General features: G+C 52.3%; 15 protein-coding genes. 8 read left to right on the top strand and 7 right to left on the bottom strand.

Annotated elements, in window-relative coordinates; genetic code table 11:
- The first annotated feature begins 54 nt into the window (after positions 1–54).
- Positions 55–1,164 carry an SDR family oxidoreductase gene (locus tag AC6I8K_RS20920; protein ID WP_497827497.1) on the top strand — a complete coding sequence of 370 codons (1,110 nt, stop codon included), beginning with the start codon at positions 55–57 and terminating at the stop codon, positions 1,162–1,164.
- Between the two features lie 53 nt (positions 1,165–1,217).
- On the opposite strand, the gene AC6I8K_RS20915 is transcribed toward AC6I8K_RS20920, so the two are convergent.
- From AC6I8K_RS20915 to AC6I8K_RS20905, 3 genes are all read right to left on the bottom strand, one after another.
- Positions 1,218–2,018, bottom strand: a complete 801-nt coding sequence (locus tag AC6I8K_RS20915) for a MetQ/NlpA family ABC transporter substrate-binding protein (RefSeq protein ID WP_064739993.1) — start codon at positions 2,016–2,018, stop codon at positions 1,218–1,220.
- A 91-nt stretch (positions 2,019–2,109) separates the two neighbouring features.
- The gene (locus AC6I8K_RS20910; RefSeq protein ID WP_497827496.1) at positions 2,110–2,913 is read right to left on the bottom strand and encodes an MBL fold metallo-hydrolase; all 804 of its coding nucleotides are present in this window, start codon (positions 2,911–2,913) and stop codon (positions 2,110–2,112) included.
- Positions 2,914–3,009: 96 nt separating this feature from the next.
- Positions 3,010–3,339 (bottom strand): gamma-glutamylcyclotransferase family protein, encoded by a 330-nt coding sequence (locus AC6I8K_RS20905; RefSeq protein WP_483818391.1) that lies wholly within the window; start codon positions 3,337–3,339, stop codon positions 3,010–3,012.
- A 156-nt stretch (positions 3,340–3,495) separates the two neighbouring features.
- On the opposite strand from AC6I8K_RS20905, the gene AC6I8K_RS20900 reads away from it, so the two are divergent.
- Positions 3,496–4,515, top strand: a complete 1,020-nt coding sequence (locus AC6I8K_RS20900; protein WP_483818392.1) for an MBL fold metallo-hydrolase — start codon at positions 3,496–3,498, stop codon at positions 4,513–4,515.
- Positions 4,516–4,627: 112 nt separating this feature from the next.
- Here the strand turns inward: AC6I8K_RS20900 and AC6I8K_RS20895 are convergent, their stop codons facing one another.
- Complete coding sequence (locus tag AC6I8K_RS20895; protein ID WP_497827495.1) at positions 4,628–5,080, bottom strand: hypothetical protein; 453 nt, start codon at positions 5,078–5,080, stop codon at positions 4,628–4,630.
- Between the two features lie 105 nt (positions 5,081–5,185).
- Entirely contained in the window at positions 5,186–13,783 is an 8,598-nt protein-coding gene (locus tag AC6I8K_RS20890) for a glycoside hydrolase family 94 protein (protein ID WP_497827494.1), read from the bottom strand.
- Positions 13,784–14,056: 273 nt separating this feature from the next.
- Between AC6I8K_RS20890 and AC6I8K_RS20885 the strand changes: the two genes are divergently transcribed.
- Together AC6I8K_RS20885 and AC6I8K_RS20880 are read left to right on the top strand one after the other, a co-directional pair.
- The gene (locus AC6I8K_RS20885; RefSeq protein WP_231102738.1) at positions 14,057–14,218 is read left to right on the top strand and encodes a YnfU family zinc-binding protein; all 162 of its coding nucleotides are present in this window, start codon (positions 14,057–14,059) and stop codon (positions 14,216–14,218) included.
- 4 nt (positions 14,219–14,222) lie between these two features.
- Positions 14,223–14,468: a hypothetical protein gene (locus AC6I8K_RS20880; RefSeq protein WP_064739999.1), complete on the top strand. Its 246-nt coding sequence runs from the start codon at positions 14,223–14,225 to the stop codon at positions 14,466–14,468.
- Between the two features lie 15 nt (positions 14,469–14,483).
- Here AC6I8K_RS20880 and AC6I8K_RS20875 read toward each other — a convergent pair whose 3' ends face one another.
- A complete protein-coding gene (locus tag AC6I8K_RS20875) occupies positions 14,484–14,756 on the bottom strand; it encodes a hypothetical protein (RefSeq protein ID WP_497827493.1) in 273 nt (90 codons plus the stop codon).
- 190 nt (positions 14,757–14,946) lie between these two features.
- Between AC6I8K_RS20875 and AC6I8K_RS20870 the strand changes: the two genes are divergently transcribed.
- From AC6I8K_RS20870 to AC6I8K_RS20860, 3 genes are all read left to right on the top strand, one after another.
- Positions 14,947–15,423, top strand: a complete 477-nt coding sequence (locus AC6I8K_RS20870; protein ID WP_064740001.1) for a YciE/YciF ferroxidase family protein — start codon at positions 14,947–14,949, stop codon at positions 15,421–15,423.
- A gap of 326 nt (positions 15,424–15,749) precedes the next feature.
- Positions 15,750–16,154, top strand: a complete 405-nt coding sequence (locus AC6I8K_RS20865) for a hypothetical protein (protein ID WP_483818397.1) — start codon at positions 15,750–15,752, stop codon at positions 16,152–16,154.
- A 144-nt stretch (positions 16,155–16,298) separates the two neighbouring features.
- Entirely contained in the window at positions 16,299–17,582 is a 1,284-nt protein-coding gene (locus AC6I8K_RS20860; RefSeq protein ID WP_497827668.1) for a histidine-type phosphatase, read from the top strand.
- A 3-nt stretch (positions 17,583–17,585) separates the two neighbouring features.
- Here the strand turns inward: AC6I8K_RS20860 and ampR are convergent, their stop codons facing one another.
- Entirely contained in the window at positions 17,586–18,455 is an 870-nt protein-coding gene (gene ampR / locus AC6I8K_RS20855) for a LysR family transcriptional regulator AmpR (protein WP_497827492.1), read from the bottom strand.
- Positions 18,456–18,565: 110 nt separating this feature from the next.
- Between ampR and ampC the strand changes: the two genes are divergently transcribed.
- Positions 18,566–19,705: a class C beta-lactamase gene (gene ampC / locus AC6I8K_RS20850; RefSeq protein WP_497827491.1), complete on the top strand. Its 1,140-nt coding sequence runs from the start codon at positions 18,566–18,568 to the stop codon at positions 19,703–19,705.
- The last annotated feature ends 52 nt before the right edge of the window (positions 19,706–19,757 follow it).

Raw genomic sequence — 19,757 nt, 5'->3', positions numbered from 1 at the left:
CAACCAGCGCTATACACGGCTTTTTCCTGTATACAAACTTGTAGGTTGAAAAATATGAATACAGTATTAATAACCGGTACAACGGGATTTTTGGGGGGTGCCGTGGTGGTTAACCTGCTCAATAAGAACGATGATTATCGACTTCTTTTGTTAGTGCGAGCTAAAAGTCAGGAGGAGGGATTAGTCAGAGTGAAGGGAAACCTCATTAAATTTGGCGTCCAGGACAGTCATTTAAATAGGTTAACCCACGATAATATCTTAATTGGCGATCTTGCTAAGCCGGAATTATTCGCTGACGATCCGCGTTTGAATGAGGTTACCCATGTTCTTTACTGTGCAGCCGTGGCCTCATTTGGCGCGAATCCTTCTATCTGGAAAGTGAATGTTGTAGGTACTTTTTCCTTTGCCAGCAGGATGTCGCGGGTGAAGGGGCTTAAGCGCTTTGTTCATGTCGGCACCGCCATGTCATGTGCGCCTGAAGCAAATTCGCTGGTAGTGGAGAGCGAATTAAATACGCAACGCGAACAGCACCTTGTCGAATACACGTGGAGTAAAGCGACCGTCGAAAGAATGATGAGCGAGATGTTACCCAGCCTGCCGTTAGTGATTGCGCGGCCATCGATTGTGGTGGGGCATTCTGACTGCGGTTGCGCACCGTCACCAAGTATTTTTTGGGTGTTCCGCATGGCGTTAACGTTGGGGAAATTTATGTGTAAGCTGGATGACCGTATTGATGTGGTGCCCGTGGATTATTGTGCCGATGCGCTGGAATTACTGCTGACGGCGCCCAACGTGGAGAAGAAGATTATTCATATTTCTGCGGGCGAAAATAGCAGTGTGACATTTGCTGAGATTGATAAGGCGATGGCGCAAGCGTCGGGACAAATTGCGGTTGCTGAGACCTATAAGAAAGTAAATTACCGCGAACTGGCAGAGAGCAAAGCCTCATTTTCTTCATTGTTTGGTCCCTGTAATGAACGTATTGTCTTACGGGCAATGAATTTGTACGGCCATTTCTCAAAACTGAATGTGGTCTTCAGCAATGAAAAATTACTGCAGCTAGGTATGCCGCCTTCTTCGAAATTTACCGAATATTTGCATCATTGTGTCGATTCAACACGTAATGCAACCATTGCGGAACTGATGGAAGTGGATTTTAAATAATTTTAATCCTTAATTTAAACCGCGCAGGAAAACCCTGCGCGGTTGCCGTCAAATTACCAGCCTTTAATAATATCGCCTTTATAAATTTCGTTAGCTTTATCCAGCACTTCCTGCGACTGGAATGCTTGTTTCAGTTTCTGCACGTTTGCACTGTCTTTGTTGTCTTCACGCGCCACTATCGCATTGACGTAAGGTGAGGCTTTGCCTTCCATAAACATGCCATCGCGCGAGGCGGAAAGATTGACCAGTGCGGCAAAGTTGTTGTTGATGATTGAAATATACACCTGCGGATCGTCGAGCGTACGCGCCAGTTGCGGCGTATCAACTTCAACAATTTTCAGCTTCTTCGGATTGTCAGTGATATCCAGCGTGGTAGGCAGCAGGCCCGCTTCCGGTTTCACTTTGAGTAAGCCTTGCGCCTGCAGCAGCAGCAGGCTGCGGCCAAGCGTGGTGGCTTCGTTGGAGAGGGTCACAGTCGCACCTTCCGGCAACGCTTTCAGCGATTTAATCTTGCGGGAGTAGCCAGCAATCGGGAACACGAAGGTGTTGGTGATCACGGCGAAGTGGTAGCCGCGCTCTTTAGATTGCATCTCCAGATAGGGCAGACTCTGAAACGCGTTGGCATCGACATCTTTATTAAACAGCGCTTCATTCGGCTGTACATAATCATTAAAAGCAACCACATCAACATCCAGTTGATATTTGTCGTGCGCAACTTGCTTCACGGTGTCCCATAGCGCCTGGTCAGGTCCGGTATTAATGGCGACTTTGATTTGATTTTCATTATCTTTGTTACAGCCACTCAGCAATGCCACGGAAGCAGCCAGCAGCGTGGTGAGTAAAATTTTCTTCATTGCGCAGATCCCCTCTTAACGTAGGAAAGGGACTATAGTGGATATCTAGACGTCTGTACATCCATCTGCGGTGCGTTCGCCTATAATTCGTTCAAGCGGGTGACTGCTGCAAGCAGGCAATATATTTCTCGCCTGATTGCATTACGATTCGCCGTGCATCAGTAAGGATTTCACGGTGTTCAAACGCGCCATACAACCGCTCAAATTCTCGTGCCGCCAGCCGATGTGTGATATCGCTGACTGATGCCGCCGATAACGGCAACATATTCGGATAGCTCCACATAAAGGACACCGCATCAGCGCCTGGCGTGACTTGCACGATATCGCCGCTCAACAGCACGCCGTCTTCGTGCGCCCAATGCAATACGCATCCGCCGGCAAAATGTCCGCCAAGGCGAACCAGCTTTACCTCCGGCACAATTTCCAGCTCGTCATTTTGCCAGAGCCTGATATGCGGGCTATCACGCATAATCCATTCGCTATCGTTAGCGTGCAGATAAATGGGGGCATCAAACGCCGCCGCCCAATCCTGCATAGTGGTGTAGTAGTGCGGATGCGATATAGCGATGGCGTGAATACCGCCCAGTGCGGTCACGATTGCTGCGGTGGCGCCATCAAGATTGGCAATGCAATCCCACAGGATATTGCCGTGCGGTGTTTGCAGCAAAAACGCGCGTTGATTTATGGCAAAACCCGGCACGGTTTGCAGGCTAAATAGGTTGGCGGCATGCTGCTGCCATTTATTGCTGTGCGTGGATTGCAGGCTATCAAGTGAAGTCCATTTTTGCCCGCTGGCAGGCACAAATTGCCGTTCATCCTGACATATTTTGCACTGTTCAATTTTCACTGCTTGTTCGTCATAAGAGGTGCCGCATGCTGTACAGAGCTTGATCATTATGTCTTCCTCACGCCTATTTGAGATTCATTTTAGAAGCTGGAATCAGGACGTGCGCACTAACCGGCACTGATATAGGGAAGCGGAAGGGTTACGTTAAGCGTGTGGCTGCAACTGATAAATCCACGCCGTAACCTGCTTTCCATCGCGGGTGGTGACATCAACTTCAACCCGGTCATAGCCATCTTCAAACGCATCCAGCATCGGCCAGTGTGGTTCAAGTTTGTCTGAGGTAAACAAATAACCCGGAACGCGTGGCCCATTTTCCTGTAACACTATGCCGGGAAAATCTGCTGCCGCGCCCCAGCCACGCTCGTAGAAAGTGCCGGAAACCGATCCCGCCAGCCATTCACCGCCGATGTCTTCCAAAATATGCGCATTCGAATGGCCCGGCTGGAGCGTACCGTAAACAAATAAACGTTTCATTTTCCCTCGTGAAATCATGCAAAAGAGTGACTTTAACCCTGTGTTGCAGCGATGTCATCCCGCAGTTAAACCGCATGACAACACCGCCCAATATGCGATGTGCGGTGCGGTAAAAGTGGCTATTCTGAAGGACCCGCGAAGAGAGGTAAAAGATCAATGTTGAATAGTTCGAGCATTTCTCGCTGCAATATAAAACGCTATCCGCAATCGGCTCAGTTCGATGGCAAAAGGTTTAACAATAAGATTCCACGCCAGCAGTTAGGATTTATTCAGTTCGCCAAACTATTCTGGGATTTTACCTTTAATAAACCGAAAAATGGCGCACCCAATGTGGCGCTGCCGGTAATAAACCTCGACGCGCAGCAGCTTGCGGCGGCCGCGGATAATAGCGTATTTCGCCTCGGGCACTCTTCATTACTGTTTAAAATGCAGGGCAAATATTGGCTGACCGATCCGGTATTTACGCAGCGTGCCTCGCCATTTAAACGCTTCGGTCCCAAACGCTTCCAGCCTGCGCCGATTGCACTGCAAGATTTGCCGCCGATCGAAGGGATCATCCTGTCACATGATCATTACGATCATCTGGATTACCACACCATTTTGCAGCTCAAAGATCGCGTACGCCATTTCCTGACGCCACTTGGCGTCGGCGATTTGCTGCTATCGTGGGGCGTGGCGCAGGAAAAAATTACCCAGCTGGATTGGTGGGAATCAAGGAATATCGGCGGTATTCATTTTGTCGCGACGCCATCGCAACATTTTTCCGGACGCGGCATGTTCGATAGCAATAAACGGTTGTGGTGCTCCTGGAGCATTATCAGCGATGATTTCCGTCTGTTCTTTGGCGGGGATTCCGGTTACTTCGACGGTTTCAAACAGATCGGCAATAAATTCGGCCCGTTTGATATGGCTTTTCTTGAGAACGGCGCATATGACAGGCGCTGGGCCGATATTCATATGCTACCGCAAGACACCATCAACGCATTTTTAGATCTCAACGCCAAATGGCTGTTCCCGATTCACAATGCTGCTTTCGATCTGGCGTTTCATCCATGGAACGATCCGCTTAATCAAATCGTGGCGCTGGCACAAGAACATCACATCAAGTTATCGATGCCGCAAATCGGGCAGGGCGTGCAATTTATGCAGCCGCAGGAAGAGAAACCGTGGTGGTAAAGAGCAACCCGATTGCCCAGGCAATCGGGTTTATTGGGTTTTGTCGTCACACCGGTTACGCAGTTGCGTGCAGAGAAATGGTGTCGCTTCGGGCATTATTTTTTGATGTGAATTACAGTGTTATGCGCTCACGCCAAAATGCGTAAGCACAAACCATGATAACCAGTGCCGACGTAAGTGTATTAACAGACCCATAAACCTGTATCAGATGATCGATAATTATGTTGTGTAAGCCTTCCGTATACGGCGGTGGGTTACTGATTTTAACGGTAATGATCCACAGTAGGACGATCACAACAAAGCGGCCGATCAACCAGCCAGCGAGGGGAAGCGTCAGTGCGGACATTTTGCTGAATGTGGCTTTATGCGTTAACCATACAAAACAGCCGAATGGAATCAAGGCGGGGAGAATATTGCTGGCGTATGAAACAAAGAGCTGCCAGACAGGGATGTCATACTGTTGCAACACGTGCCACGACAATATGACTTCGGAAAGCAAGGTTCGGTAGAGTAATAAGAAGCAGATAAAACCCCAAACAACGGCAATTCTGAATGTCGCGCTCATCAGTGACGTCTTCCTTAGCGAAAGCGAACGAAGACGCCACTGTACCTGCAGGTAGGCTGTCGAGCCAAAATTTTACGGCAAATTTCTGATCGGGCTCTGTGATCGCTACTCAGCGAGATGAATGAGCACCTGATGATGTCCGGCGTCGCGGTTAAGCGTAATGGCATCATCTGGACTGAGAATCCCATTCAGCCACAGCTGATAAGTGCCTTGCGCCCGCACCATCTCAATCTCATAGTGCGCCTCACCTTCATGATAAATCACTTTTGCACCCGGCCACGTTTTGGGCAGACGCGGGCGCAGCTGCAGCTTATCGCCGTGGCGCGTGATGCCGAGCAGGCTTTCGATAATTAACTGATAGGTCCAGCCTGCTGACCCGGTGTACCACGTCCAGCCGCCGCGGCCCTGGTGGTTCTCGGCGCTGTAAACGTCGGCCGCCATCACGTAAGGCTCCACCTTATAGGTGTCGACATCCGCCGCATTGAGGCTGTGATTGATCGGGTTAATCAACGCCAGCAGTTCCCATGCGCGATCGATCTGGCCCATTTCGGCAAATGCCATAATCGCCCACAGCGCACCATGCGTGTATTGCCCGCCGTTTTCGCGGATGCCGGGCAGGTAACCGCGAATGTATCCGGGATTAGGGCCAACGCCATTGAACGGCGGTGTCAGCAGCTTGATCAGGCCGTTATCACTATCGACCAACTGCTGATCAAGTGCCCGCATCGCGGATGCGCATTTGTCTCGATCGCCCGCAGCGGAAAGGACCGACCAGCTCTGCGCGATGGCATCAATGCGGCACTCGGCGTTCAGATGCGAACCCAGGGTTTCGCCGCTATCAAAGTAGCCACGCAGGAACCATTCACCGTCCCAGGCGAGCTGATTCAGTGCTGTTTTTAGCTGCTCCGCCTGCTGTTCACACCGGCTGGCGGCTTCAGCCTGACCAATGCGTTGTGAGAGGGCGGCAAAACGCGTCAGCACCGTGTAGAGGAAAAAGCCCAGCCAGACGCTCTCGCCTTTACCGGCAATACCGACTTCACTCATGCCATCATTCCAGTCGCCGGAGCCCATTAGCGGCAAACCATGCTCACCGAAAGTCAGGCCATGCTGGATGGCACGCAAACCATGCTGCCACAGGTTTTCCTGCACCTGACTGACGTTGGGCAGGCTATAAACCGACTCTTCCTCGGCGGCGAGCAACGGCGCGTCAAGGTAAGCCACCGGCTGTTCCAACAGCGTCAGATCGTCGGTAGCGGTGATGTAGTGGCAAAGTGCAAAGGGCAGCCAGAGATAATCATCCGAGCAGCGGGTGCGTACGCCACGTCCAGCCGGCGGATGCCACCAATGTTGCACATCCCCTTCGAGGAACTGGCGAGATGCGCATAGCACCAGCTGATCGCGCAGCAAGTGCGGCGCGGCATGGGTGAGTGACAGCGTATCCTGCAACTGATCGCGGAAGCCAAAAGCGCCGCCCGACTGATAATATCCGCTGCGCGCCAGCAAGCGACTCGCCAGCGTTTGGTACAACAGCCAGTTATTCGCCAGTAAGTTAACCGCTGCATCGGGCGTCTGGATCTCAACTTTGTTGAGCAGGCCGCGCCAGTGATGTTTCACTTTTTCCAGCTCAGCTTCCGCCTGTTCAGTTGGCAGAAGTTGCTGCATCAGCGTCACCGCCGATGTCGTATCCTCCGCTGCGCCTAGAACAAACACCAGCGTGCGCGTATCGCCGTCAATTAAGGTGGTGAGGGTTTGCAGAGTCGCACAGGGATCGAGTCCCGCGCCGGTATTGCCCGATAAGCCACGCGCTTGCATCATCGCGGGCCTGCGCGTAGAGCCATTGCGGCCCAGACACTCAAGACGATTACCGCTGAAGGTAATTTGGTTGCCCGAGGCAGCAAAGAAGGCGGTGCGCTGAGATCCGGCGCTGATATAGGGATTCACCGCCAGAATCGCGCTGCCATCGTCAACCATTACCGAGGACGTTTGCACATGGCGGGCCGACTGGCTCGCCAGCTCGCCGAGCACCCATTCAACATAACCGGTGATGGACATGTAGCGCGTGCGACCCGACACATTGCTTAACTGAATCAGGGTGATTTTTGCCGCGTCTTCACGTGCCACGAAGGTGGTGACGCTGCTGCGAATGCCTTGCTCCTGATGGACAAAGCGGCTGTAGCCCATACCATGCTGTGTCAGATAATCGCCGTTGCCACGTATTGGCAGCGGCATGGGCGACCAGACATCGCCGCTCTCTTCATCGCGCAGATAAAAGGCTTCGCCCGATGTGTCGCTAACCGGATCGTTGTGCCACGGCGTCAAACGGAATTCATGGGCATTTTCATACCATGTATACGCCTGACCACTCTCGGAGATGACGCTGCCAAACTGTTTGTTCGCCAGTACGTTGCTCCAGGGCGCGGGCGTCTGATGCTGTTCGGGCAACAGAATGTGATATTCACTGCCATCTGCGCTGTAGCCGCCGGTGCCATTGAACAACTGCAAGGTGTCAGGCGCGGCCAGGCGAACAGGGGCAGGAAATGCCAGTTTATGGGGCAGGAAACGGGGAGTCGGCGCAACCGGCTGTGGTTTTAACAGCACCGTCAGCTGATCGGCCAAACTGCCATTGCGTCCTTCCAGCACGACGGCAGCCACGCAGAGGAGCAGCGTGACATCTTCGGCCGCAAAGTGATCGCTTTGACGCAGGAAGATGCCACCGGGTTTGTCGGCCAGCACCTGAACTTCGCTGGATGAGACCATCTTGATAAGCTGATTTTGCAACAGCTGTTGATAGCCGCCTTGCTCGCCGTTAAGGATCACCAGATCCGCCGTTAAGCCTTTCTGGCGCCAGTATTGATGCGCCTTAATCAGATTGGTCACCAGGCTGAGTTGGGTACCGTTTTCGATGCGCACCAGTACGATCGGCAGATCGCCTGATAGTGAGTGTCGCCACAGCGACGTTTGTCCCAGGCGATTCTGCTGCAGGCGCTGGCTGTCGCCGCGCATTTCGGGGCTGGCATAAATTACCGCGCTGGCGAGTTGGTTATACAAACTGGCATCTTCGGCGAGAATATTCAGCTGGCGCAGCGCCACTTGACTGTGCGAAGCCGCCATTTCAAATACCCGATTGGCGTAGACATTGTTGCGATACTTCTCAATTAATCCAAGGCAGGCATCACGCTGCGTGGTTACGCCATACACCAAATCAAGCGTGACGGATTTACCCGGTTTAAGCGCGATTTTCTGTCGAATCGACATCAACGGATCGAGCACCGAACCCGCGCTGCCGCTGAGTATGCCGTCCGCGGCAATGGCCTGCGGATGGGCGGCGGTGTTACCCCGGCCAATAAACTGCGCCCGGTCAGTTTCATAATGCGTGTCGCGCTCGCTGGTGCCATGAATCAGCAGGGCGTGGAACATCCACACCGGCTGGGTTTTCTCATCACGCGGGCGGCGATGGGCCAGAATGGCCTCCAGTTCAGTGACGATCTCGGTTTGCACAAACAGGTTACTGAACGCCGGATGCGCCATATCGCTGGCGGCAGAAGCCAGCACCACTTCCGCATAGCTGGTGATATCAATCTCTCGCAGCTGGCGTGAATGATTAGTCAGGACGATGCGGCGAATCTCCACATCATCTTCTGGCGAAACCACAACCAGAGTGCGCGTGCTAAGTGTTTCCATGCGCGATTCAAACTCCGCGCCGGCATCGGTGAAGCGCGCAATATGCTGGGGGCGCGCGTCGCCGCTGGGCTGGAACGTCGGGCTAATCAGCTCGCCGGATTGACGATCGCGGATGTAGCAGAAAATACCGTGTTGATTGCTGGTGCCATCGGCGCGCCAGCGGGTTAACGCCAATCCTTTCCACTGGCTATAACCGGTGCCGGATTGCGTCACCATGACATGATAATTGGCATTCGATAGCAGCTGGACCTGCGGCAGATGCGCCGCCGAACCGCTGAACTCGCGCAGTTCTGGCGTATCTGAACGCGGCTTGATCTCGCTGGTGTCAACAAATTGACGACGCGGCGTATAAAGCTCAATGTCATCCGGCACGCGCTCCTGCAACAGCAAGTAAGAGGACTGGAAGCGTGCGCTGGCCATGAACCGCGCGACCATCGGGGCTTCATGCAGCAGATGCGAAATCGCCAGAAAACCCATTCCCTGGTGATGCGCCATGTAGGTTTTCACCGCCACAAATTGCTGACCGCGCGCTAACCGATGCGCGGTGAAATCCAGCGCTTCGTAAAAACCGTATTTGCCGCAGGCACCCATTTTCTTTAGCCTCATCAGATTGTCAGTGGCCTGATGCGGCAGCACCATCAACGCTAACAGCGTGGCGTAGGGCGCAACCACATGGTCATCATTAAGCCCACGCTTTAGCCCTAACTCCGGCGTTCCGAAGGCTTTATATTGATAGTTTTGGCTGTCATCGAAAGCGGCGTAGGCGGATTCTGAGACGCCCCACGGAATCTGCGCGGCATCGCCGGAGGCAATCTGCTGCTTCACCGCAGAGAGCGCCATTTTCTCCAGCAGCGTATCCGGGTAAACCGGCATCACCAGATGCGGCATCAGATATTCAAACATCGAGCCGCTCCACGACATCACCGCAGGTTTGTTATCCAACTGGGTGAACAATCGGCCTAGCACGAACCAGCTTTTTACCGGCAACTGATTGGCGGAGATGGCGTAATAGTGTGTGAGGCGCACTTCGGACGGGAAGAGATCGTAATTGCCTTTGTCGAGCACGCCGCTGTCGAGGTTGTAACCGACGCTGAGCAGCGCCGTTTTTTCCACATAGAGAAAGTGGAAGTCCATTTTGGCGTGATCCTCAAGACGTCCATCCAGCTCCAGCAAAGTCGCCATGCGTTCACGCGCGGCCCACATTACAGAAGCCGCGAGCGGGGCAGGCAAGCCGGGGCGATGGATCGTTAACTCACTCAGCCACAGCAAGGAGGGTAAAGCGTCAGGCAGAACATCATCCGGGGTGATCCAGCTGAAATAGCGTGTCCACTCCTGCTGGAAATCGCTGAGCTGGTGGATAAACAGCTCAAACCATCTCACCTGCAGCGGCGGCATCTTCAGCTGAGCCAGCAGAATTTCACTCAGCGCGATCAGTGAAGCGAGATGATCGGCGATCGTGGCGGGTGCGGCCTGCTGCAGCGCAGCAAACTGTTCGGCTAACTCATCCCAGCGATCGTGACGCTCAGCGCCCATTTGCGCTTTCGCCAGCAACAAGGTGTCATTCAGACCGGCCATGATCGCCGGTAAGGCGATCACCGGCAGATGCTTCCACTGCGCAAGTCCCGACTGTAGCGTAGCGAGGTGCGCGGCAAGGTTGCCGCTATCGACGGTGGAAACATAGCGCGGATTTAACGGTTTCAGCGTGTAGGTGTCGTACCAGTTGTAGAGATGTCCACGGAAATGCTCCATGCGATCAAGGCTATCCAGCGTGGCGAGCGTACGGGTGATCACCTGTTTCTGCGTGATGTAGCCAAAATCCCACGCGGTTAAATTAGCCAGCAGTGACAGGCCGATATTGGTTGGCGAGGTGCGGTGTGCCACCACCGGCTGCAACACTTCCTGAAAGTTGTCCGGCGGTAAGTGGTTATGCTCGGCGGTGACGAAATCATCAAACCACGCCCAGGTGTGGCGCGCAGTCTGGCGCAAAAATTGCTGCTGCTCGGCGGAGAGCTTTTTCTGACGCGATTGTGCAGGTTTACTCAATTGCCACAGCAGCCACGGCGTGATCAGCCATAGCAGCGTGACCGGCATAGCCAGGGTAATCAATGCAGGATTAAACAGCGCAGTTAAAAGTGACAGTGCAACGCCCGCCGTCGGATTTATCCACATTGCCCGGTAAAAATGGCGTAACGAGGGAGTGGGCGACGCACTGCCCGCAGAAGCGCTTTTCCATTCGTTAAGAAACTGTCCGCTCACGTTCAGCCGCCATAGCGTGATAACAATCGCTTTCAGCGACCAGTAACTTTCGTGCGGCAGTGCCGCCAGCGTTAGCCCAGCACGGCACAGGCGGGTTAAAGCATCTGCGTACAAGATGTTGAGATGATGTTGCCAGGCGCGTTTCTTACTCTTGCGCAAGCCTTCCATGCTCAGCGCCAACGCGCCGGGTAACAGCAGGAACAGAGTGATGCAGCCGAGCCAAAAGAGCGGATTCGCGACCCAACTGAAGGCGAGAAAGAGCAGCAAAAGGAGGGCTGGCGCCACCAGGCTGCGACGCAGGTTGTCGAACAATTTCCAGCGCGAGAGCATGCTAAGCGGATTAGCCTGATAGCCACCATCTTCAAGCCGCACCCTTAACTTTAGCCAGTTCAATAGTTGCCAGTCGCCACGCACCCAGCGGAAACGCCGCGCGACATCGCTGAGATAATTATCCGGATAATGTTCATACAGCACCACATTGCTGACCACGCCGGACCGTGCATAACAGCCTTCGAGCAGATCGTGGCTAAGCACCAGGTTTTCCGGACAAGTATTGCGCGTTGCACGGGTGAACGCCGCCACATCGTAAATGCCTTTGCCGACAAACGAACCTTCACCAAACAGATCCTGATAGATATCGGAGGATATGGATGAATAGGCGTCGTTGCCTGGCACGCTGCTGGAAAGGCGGGCGTAGCGGCCCTGTCCAAAGGGCGGGATCTCTTCGGCCAGTCGCGGCTGCAGAATGGCGTAGCCTTCCACCACGCGGTTCAGGCTGTCATCAAACACGGGCGCATTGAGCGGATGCGCCATGATGCCAATCAGCTTATGCGCGGTTTCGCGCGGCAGAATGGTGTCGGTATCGAGGGTAATGACGTATTTCACCGTGCGCATTTGCGTCTGGCTGGCGCCGACGATGAGGTTAAACATATCCTCTTCACCCTGTAGCCAGCGATTGAGCGCCCGCAGTTTGCCGCGTTTACGTTCATATCCCATCCACACGCCCTGAGAGGGATTATGTATGCGATTGCGATGCAGCAGAGAAAACAGCACATCTTTATGCGACTTGCTGCTGTAGCGTCGATTGAGCGCCTGAATTTTCAGCACCGCATAACTGATGATTTCCTCGTCATCCACCTGATGTTCGGCCACGCTGTCAGTGAAATCGGCCAGTAACGCAAAAGTGATGTTGTCCAACGCGTTGCCGAGATAGCTGGTTTCCAGTGAACGCAGCAACGTATCGGTACCTTGTTTGCTGCTGATTAAACAGGGGATCACCACCAGCGTGCGATCGCCATCCGGTACCGCAAGCTCGTAATCAAGTCGCGGAAGCGGAACCGGATGACGGGTGCGGGTTGTCACTTCACTAAGTAACTGCATGGCAAGCTGGCTGCTGATTAAAATCACTGCCGGAATGAGTAACAGCCACAGCACCACCGACATGCCCGCTTGTTGGGTAAAAAACAGGGTTTCGGCGCTGAAGGCGGTGGTCAGCAAGGTGAGGCTGCCCAGCCAGGAGAGCAGCGGCGTTTGACTGAGATGATGACGCGCCTGATTCAGCCATGAACGCCGCGGCTGCAGCTGTTGCTCAAGCTGCGCGCGACCTTTATCCAGTAGAAAATAACCAATATGCTGCTGGCGCGGCGGCAGTTCAGCCTGACGACTCAATGCCAGCACCTGATTGGCAACGTTCAGCTCATCGAATTCGCTCTTGCGAGCCAGCTCTTCAACCACATGCCGATATTGATCGCGGCTGTCAAAGTGCATCTGCGGATAGATGCCGGTGGGATCCTGCGCCAGCACCTGGTCTACCAGACTTAGCGATTCCACCAATTCCTGCCAGTTGATTTCGCCAAGCTGACGCAATCCGGCAATGCTGTTGCTGACAGAGAGCTGACTCAGTGCCAGATGCCGGTTAAATTGTTCAATCACATCCGCAGTGTTACGCCCGGTGTTCAGCAGATGTTGTTCCACCCACGTCAGCGCCAGCGAGTGATTCTGGCCATTCAGTTTGCGCGCCAGTTCAGCGACAAACGCACCCGAAAGCTGATCGTTTTTGTGCGCCATTTCTGCAATGACCTGAATCACACGGGTGGCATCTTTCGCTGAGTGATGAACGATCTCATTAATCCACGCTTCCGCCTCGCTGCGTTCCTGATGGATCTCAGCAACGCCTTGGGCAATGCGCGCAAGATTATCGAGTAACGCGAAGCGTAACATGGCAGGAAGCGCCCAAAGCTCGCCCATCAGCAGCGGGGTAACACGCTGATAGGCGTGAATAAAGGTTGCTAGCACCGCAGATTCTAAGCGGCCATCGCTATGGCTAATCATCTCATCCGCAATCGCCTGAATACGCAGACAGTGGGCGGGTTCGGTTAGTACCGGCAACCCCTGACCAAATTTGGTGGGCAACAAATGGCGCACCATGCGGATTTGCTCTTCGATAATATAAAAATTATCCAGCAGCCATTCACCTGCCGGTGTTAGATTACGTTTATCGCCGGTACTTAATATTTCGGCACTTTTTATTAGTGCCTGTTCATTTTCAGCCAGTCGCTGCAATAATTTATAGCTTTTTTTAGCACTAGAAAGATGATGCGTTTTGGCTAATCGCGCTCCGTAATTCTCCATTTGTTGCTCAGAAAAGACATCTGGCCGGTTGGCCTGATAAATGCCACTTTCATGCATAAACTCAACGCTGCTTCGCGCCGTTACTGGAAGCACACTGCTGTTTATGATTGTCCCGGTGGGAATTTTATTTTTCATAATGGCGTCACAAAAAATCCAATGGATTATAAAGATTCAGAACTATCAACAGGAAAGTTGATGGTTATAGAAAGGGCGAGGGAAAATAGCGGTCTTTTCTGAGTATAGCGCCAAATCTATTTAACGGTTGGTTTATAAAATAAAAGTTAAATGTAAAGTATTTAACTGAACATAATGATGGGCTTGAGTATCTTTAGCATAGTTGTCAAGTGTTAGTGAGCGTGAAAAAAATGAGGTGTGTTAGAATGAGTTAACTGAAAAAGGAAATAAATCATGAGCTGGCTAAATCAATTTTTAGAAAACTTATCGAGGCGGGAAGTGAAAACGCAGTGTCCAGTGTGTAAAAAGTTTTGCCCGCAATCGTCCCTTAAACAAGCGCGTGGCCAGGCGATGTTGTGTCCGCACTGTAAATCATTATTTATTGCTGAGGAGTAAGGCCATGCGCCATATTCTTGAATGGATTGATATTAATGAACAATATCCCGGCTACAAGCAGGAGTGCATTGTGCAGTTTGAAAACGGTGAGGTGCAGGGTGGCTGGCTTTATGGTGGTCAGTCACGCAGCGGTGAACACATCTTTCTCGAATCGCATGCGGAATATCAGGTGAGTATGGATGTGAGTTTCTGGATGTCACTGCCACCTGCGCAGGCGGATGAGATAATGCCTTTTCAAGCACCTGCATGAACATGAATGTAAAATTCATTGCTCAAATTCAATAAAAAAACGCTGCGCTTCAGCTTTATCGACAAACTGAAATGAGAGTGGATGTATTAATTTTCCATCACAATACCAAACATCATTAATACGCTTAAAAACGTCACCTTCATGAAACGATTGATCTTTATCAAGTCGCATCACCGCATATTTACCGCTGGTGAATGCCACTTCGTACAGTGAAAGTAAACTGAGTGAGGATAAAGTGCGACCATGAATGATTTGGCAGCACAGTTCAGGTTGGGTGGTTTTTTTCATCTTTTCATCTCCATGGGGTGATTGATTAAGTCTGGCAATAAATAAAATAGTGCGCTGGGTTTATTTTTCAGGCTTCGCTTGTGAATAAATAAATCTCCACCATGATTAAGTCAGGCTTATGTGCCGTTGTTTTTAAATTCTTTATCACCCACTTTCTTACCCCTCTCATAACCTACATAAAGGTAATATTATGACGATTAAAACCCTTCAGGATCTCTTTGTGCATGACTTATCTGATATTTACAGTGCAGAAAAGCAGATTACTAAAGCGCTGCCGAAAATGATTCGTGCAGCATCGGATCCAAATTTAGTTGCGGCTTTTAAACAGCATCTGGAAGAAACGCGCGGACAAATCGAACGTATCGATCAATTGGTAGAGCTTACCGAAGGTGTGCAGATCAAACGCATGAAATGCCATGCGCTTGAAGGGCTGGCGGAAGAGGCGCAGGAAATTATCGATGAAGTTGAAGAAGGTCCGGTTAGAGACGCAGGATTGATTGGTGCCGCGCAAAAAGTTGAACACTATGAAATTGCCACTTACGGTACCTTGCGTGCCTTAGCGCTGAAGCTTGATTATCAGGACGCCGCAAAATTACTGGGTGAAACGCTTGAAGAAGAAAAAGCCACTGATGAAAAACTGACGCTGATTGCTGAAGAGCAGGAATAGTTGTCAGCATAAGAGGTTACCCGCTAACCCTGAACCGAAATTGACAAATTTTTTCAGCACCACAGGCCCAACCTGCGGGCTGAAAAAATCAGCGCATGTCCCACTTCAACGATTGAATGCTGCCCACATTTGATAAAAACGCCTTGTCGGTTGTTTATTTCCCCGAATAATCCTAAGAATAAGAAATGCCTTAACTGACAGATTCTTATATCTCTTAAAAAAACTCACTCTACAATCTGACACAGATCAACACATGACTTGTTTGAGAAACTTACCCTGCGCTTCGTAAAGAAATGTAAGTCCAAACCAGCGTTGAGGATATTGCTATGACGAAAAAACTGTTGCAGTACACGATTCTTGCTATGGCGATCGTTGCGGTCAACCCGGCAAACGCGATCAGTGCTGCGCATCGCGCTGCGCTTGAGCGCTCGGGATGTGACATGCAAAACGAAGCCACCTGGTGCGACATTCATAAAACCAAAGCGCAAAACGAGGCCCATCGTCCCGCAGCCGATGGGTCTAAGAATGAGACAGGGAGAAATGACATGGCTTCCTTTCTTCGATCACGTGTTGTGGCACAGCCTAAAGCGAGCGCTTTTGCGGCATTGGTGGAACGGGGATTCATGCGCGAAAATGACGGTGACTATTTCAAGATGACTGACAATTCAGCGTTGCATGTATTGATGACATTTAACGCCGATGGCACCGTTGCTAGCGCCACGCTTAAATAAAGTGCAGGACCGCTTTTGTTGTTGCGGGCTCGACAATGCGGATGAAAGCCGAACGAATTGCAAACCAGGTATTAAGCTAGTGGTACTGCTAAAGAAAGAGAGGATTTGGTCATCGCTGCATTACATAAAAAGTTCAGCGTGAAGCTGTCTTACCGATATCGGGTTGCTGCTCGCTGGTTTATTGCCGGCGCACTGTGGTTAAGCGCGACACCCGTTCACGCAGCAGCACATTATCAGCTGGAAAAAGTTGTCGAGCTGAGCCGCCACGGTATTCGTCCGCCCACGGCGGGTAATCGCAAAGATATTGAGGCAGCCACACATCGAGCCTGGACAGCATGGACCACCGCAGATGGCGAGCTAACCGGTCACGGTTATGCTGCAGTGGCCAATAAAGGGCGCTGGCAAGGCGAACACTATCGGCGGTTAGGTTTACTCACTTCTGGCTGTCCGCAACCGCAGGATGTCTATGTGCGTGCCAGTCCGCTGCAGCGCACGCGTGCCACAGCACAAGCATTGGTGGATGGCGCATTTCCGGGCTGTGGAGTAGCCATTCATCGTGTTGAAGGTGAGAACGATCCGCTTTTCCAGACCGAAGCGTTCCCCGCAACCCACACCGATCCGCTTAAGCAACTGAACGCGGTGCAGCAAGAGGCCGGAGATCTTGCTGCGCGTCAACAGGCGCTGCAACCCGCCGTGCAGGCACTGAAAACGGCCGTATGCAGCAAAGATGCAGATTGCACGTTCTTTGACAAACCCTGGCAAATCAAGCAAAGCAAAATGGGTAAAGCCTACGTTGAGGGCTTAAGCGTGTTGGCAAACATGGTCGAAACGCTGCGCTTGGGTTGGAACGAAAATCTGCCACTGAGCCAACTTGCCTGGGGCAATATCAGCTCATCGGCGCAAATCACGGCCGTGTTACCGCTACTGACCGCTAATTACGACCTGAGCAATGACGTGCGCTATACCGCACAAAAGCGCGGTTCCATTTTGCTGAACGCGATGTTGCAGGGCGTTGAGCAAGGTGTAAATCCCATCGCCGATACGATGCCAGATCCGCGCTGGCTGCTGCTGGTGGCACATGACACCAACATTGCCATGGTTCGCAGATTAATGGATTTTACCTGGACACTTTCTGGTTATACGCGCGGCAACATCCCGCCGGGCAGCAGTTTGGTATTTGAACGCTGGCGTGATAGCCAAAGTGGCGAACGTTTCCTGCACATCTATTTCCAGGCGCAAAGTCTTGATGATTTGCGCACGCTGCAAGCGGTGAATCAGGCGCATCCGCTGTTGCGCGCAGAGTGGCGTCAAGCTGACTGTCGCATCACGGATGTCGGGACGCTCTGTCCGATGCAATCAGCTGTGAAGACGTTAGGTAAAAATGTGGATAAACAATCGATCACGCCGGTACGTTACGATTCGCAGTAAGGTTTAGAACTGCTCGGCCAGCCAATGGGAAAACGCCGTCATCGCGGTGCTTTCCGCTCGTGATTGCAAACGCGTTAACCAGTAGCCGCCCAGATCAATTTCTGCGACGAACGGGCGCACCAGCTTCTCGCTTTGCAGCAGGTGAGTGAAAATTCTTGCCGGTGCTAACGCAATGCCTGCCCCCAGTAATGCCGCTTCAATCATCGTCAGTGACGAGTCGAAGATCATCACTGGATGCGCAGGCGAGGGTGGATGTTCGTTGATGCTTTGCAGCCAATGGCTCCACTCGTCACGGCGAAAAGAGCGCAGCAAGGTGAATTTGTGCACGTCAGCAGGCTGCTGTAACTGCCGGGCGATGGCGGGATGACACAGCGGCGATAGCGGGGCAGGACAAATAATCTGTGCCTCGGTGCCATGCCAGGCGCCGCTGCCAAAGCGAATAGTATAATCGTGGCCCTCAGCGGCGGGATCGACGCGATTATTGTGGGTGGAGAGTTGCAGCTCAATGTGCGGATGGCGACGGTTAAAATCATCCAGACGCGGCAACAGCAAACCGGTGGCAAAGCTTCCCACCACGCCGACTTTTAATTTCTCGCGCATCTGGCCGGACGAGAAACGATCCAGCGTATCGGCAATACGATCAAAAGAGTCGTTTAACACCGGCAACAGACTTTCGCCTTCCGTGGTCAACATCAATCCGCGCGATACCCGCACAAACAGTGGGCAGCCGAGCTGCTGCTCCAGTGATTTCACCTGCTGGCTGACGGCCGCATGAGTGACATGCAATTCAATGGCAGCATTAGTAAAACTTAGATGACGTGCGGCAGCTTCAAAGGCTCTGAGCGCGTTAAGCGGTATGTAAGGGCGAGTCATGCGAAGACCTGTAAGATTTTCTATTATCTGACGCTAAAATTAACAGTTTGTTGCCGCCTGTCAAATTGGGCAAACTGCCCGCGAAACAACAACCCGGAAGGTTAATAACAGTGAAATTGATTTCTCAAATATGGATAGCGGCGGCACTGACATCGGTATGCTCTGTAGCGGTTGCCGCGGTACCTGATGTTGAAACGGCGGTGGACCAGGCAATTAAACCCCTGATGCAGCAGCAAGCGATCCCCGGTATGGCCGTCGCGGTGGTCGTTAAAGGTAAGCCTTACTATTTCACCTGGGGCATGGCTGACGTTAAACAACATCGTCCTATAACAGAAGAGACGCTGTTTGAATTGGGTTCGGTGAGTAAAACCTTCACCGGTGTGTTAGGTGGCGTCGCGGTGACCAAAGGCGAAATTGCGCTGAGCGATCCTGCCAGCAAATATTGGCCCGCGCTGACTACGCCGCAGTGGCGCGACATTACGCTGCAGCAACTGGCTACCTATACTGCCGGCGGATTGCCGCTGCAGGTGCCAGATGCCGTGACTGATGAACATGCGCTGGCGAACTTTTATCAACAATGGCAACCGCAGTGGGCGCCAGGTAAAACACGTCAGTATGCTAATAGCAGCATCGGCTTATTTGGTTGGCTGGCGGTGAAACCCAGCGGGCTGACATTTGAGCAAGCGATGCAACAACGCGTATTTACGCCGTTGCAGTTGAAAAACACTTTTATTACCGTGCCTGACGCAGCGAAAGAGGCTTACGCATGGGGTTATCGCGAGGGCAAGCCGGTACGTGTCTCACCGGGCATGCTGGATGCCGAAGCCTATGGCGTGAAGTCGTCGATTAAAGATATGGCGCGCTGGATGCAGGTCAATATGGATCCGCAGCAGGTTAACGATAAGACGTTGCAGCAGGCGCTGAATTTAGCGCAAACACGTTTCTATCGCACCGATGCGTTATATCAGGGGCTGGGTTGGGAAATGCTGGATTGGCCCGCTCAGGCAGACTTGGCCGCTAAGGGCGCTGATAACAAAGTGGCACTTGGCCCACAGCCCGTGCGGGATGCGAAATCCCATCCTCGGATAACCGCTTCCTGGGTACATAAAACGGGTGCAACAGGCGGATTCGGGGCGTATGTCGCTTTTATCCCCGAAGAACAGATCGGCATTGTGATGCTGGCGAATAAAAACTATCCGAATACCGAGCGGGTCAAAACTGCGATGCACATACTTAAGGCGTTGCAGTAAGCATGTGGGGCGGATTCATCGCCCCAATCCCGTTTAATGCGGGAGATCATCT

The sequence above is a fragment of the Pantoea sp. X-Soil-ISGK-421 genome, assembly GCF_059730785.1.
Note: the sequence above shows the minus strand (reverse complement) of the source record. Positions and strands in the feature narration are given on the sequence as shown.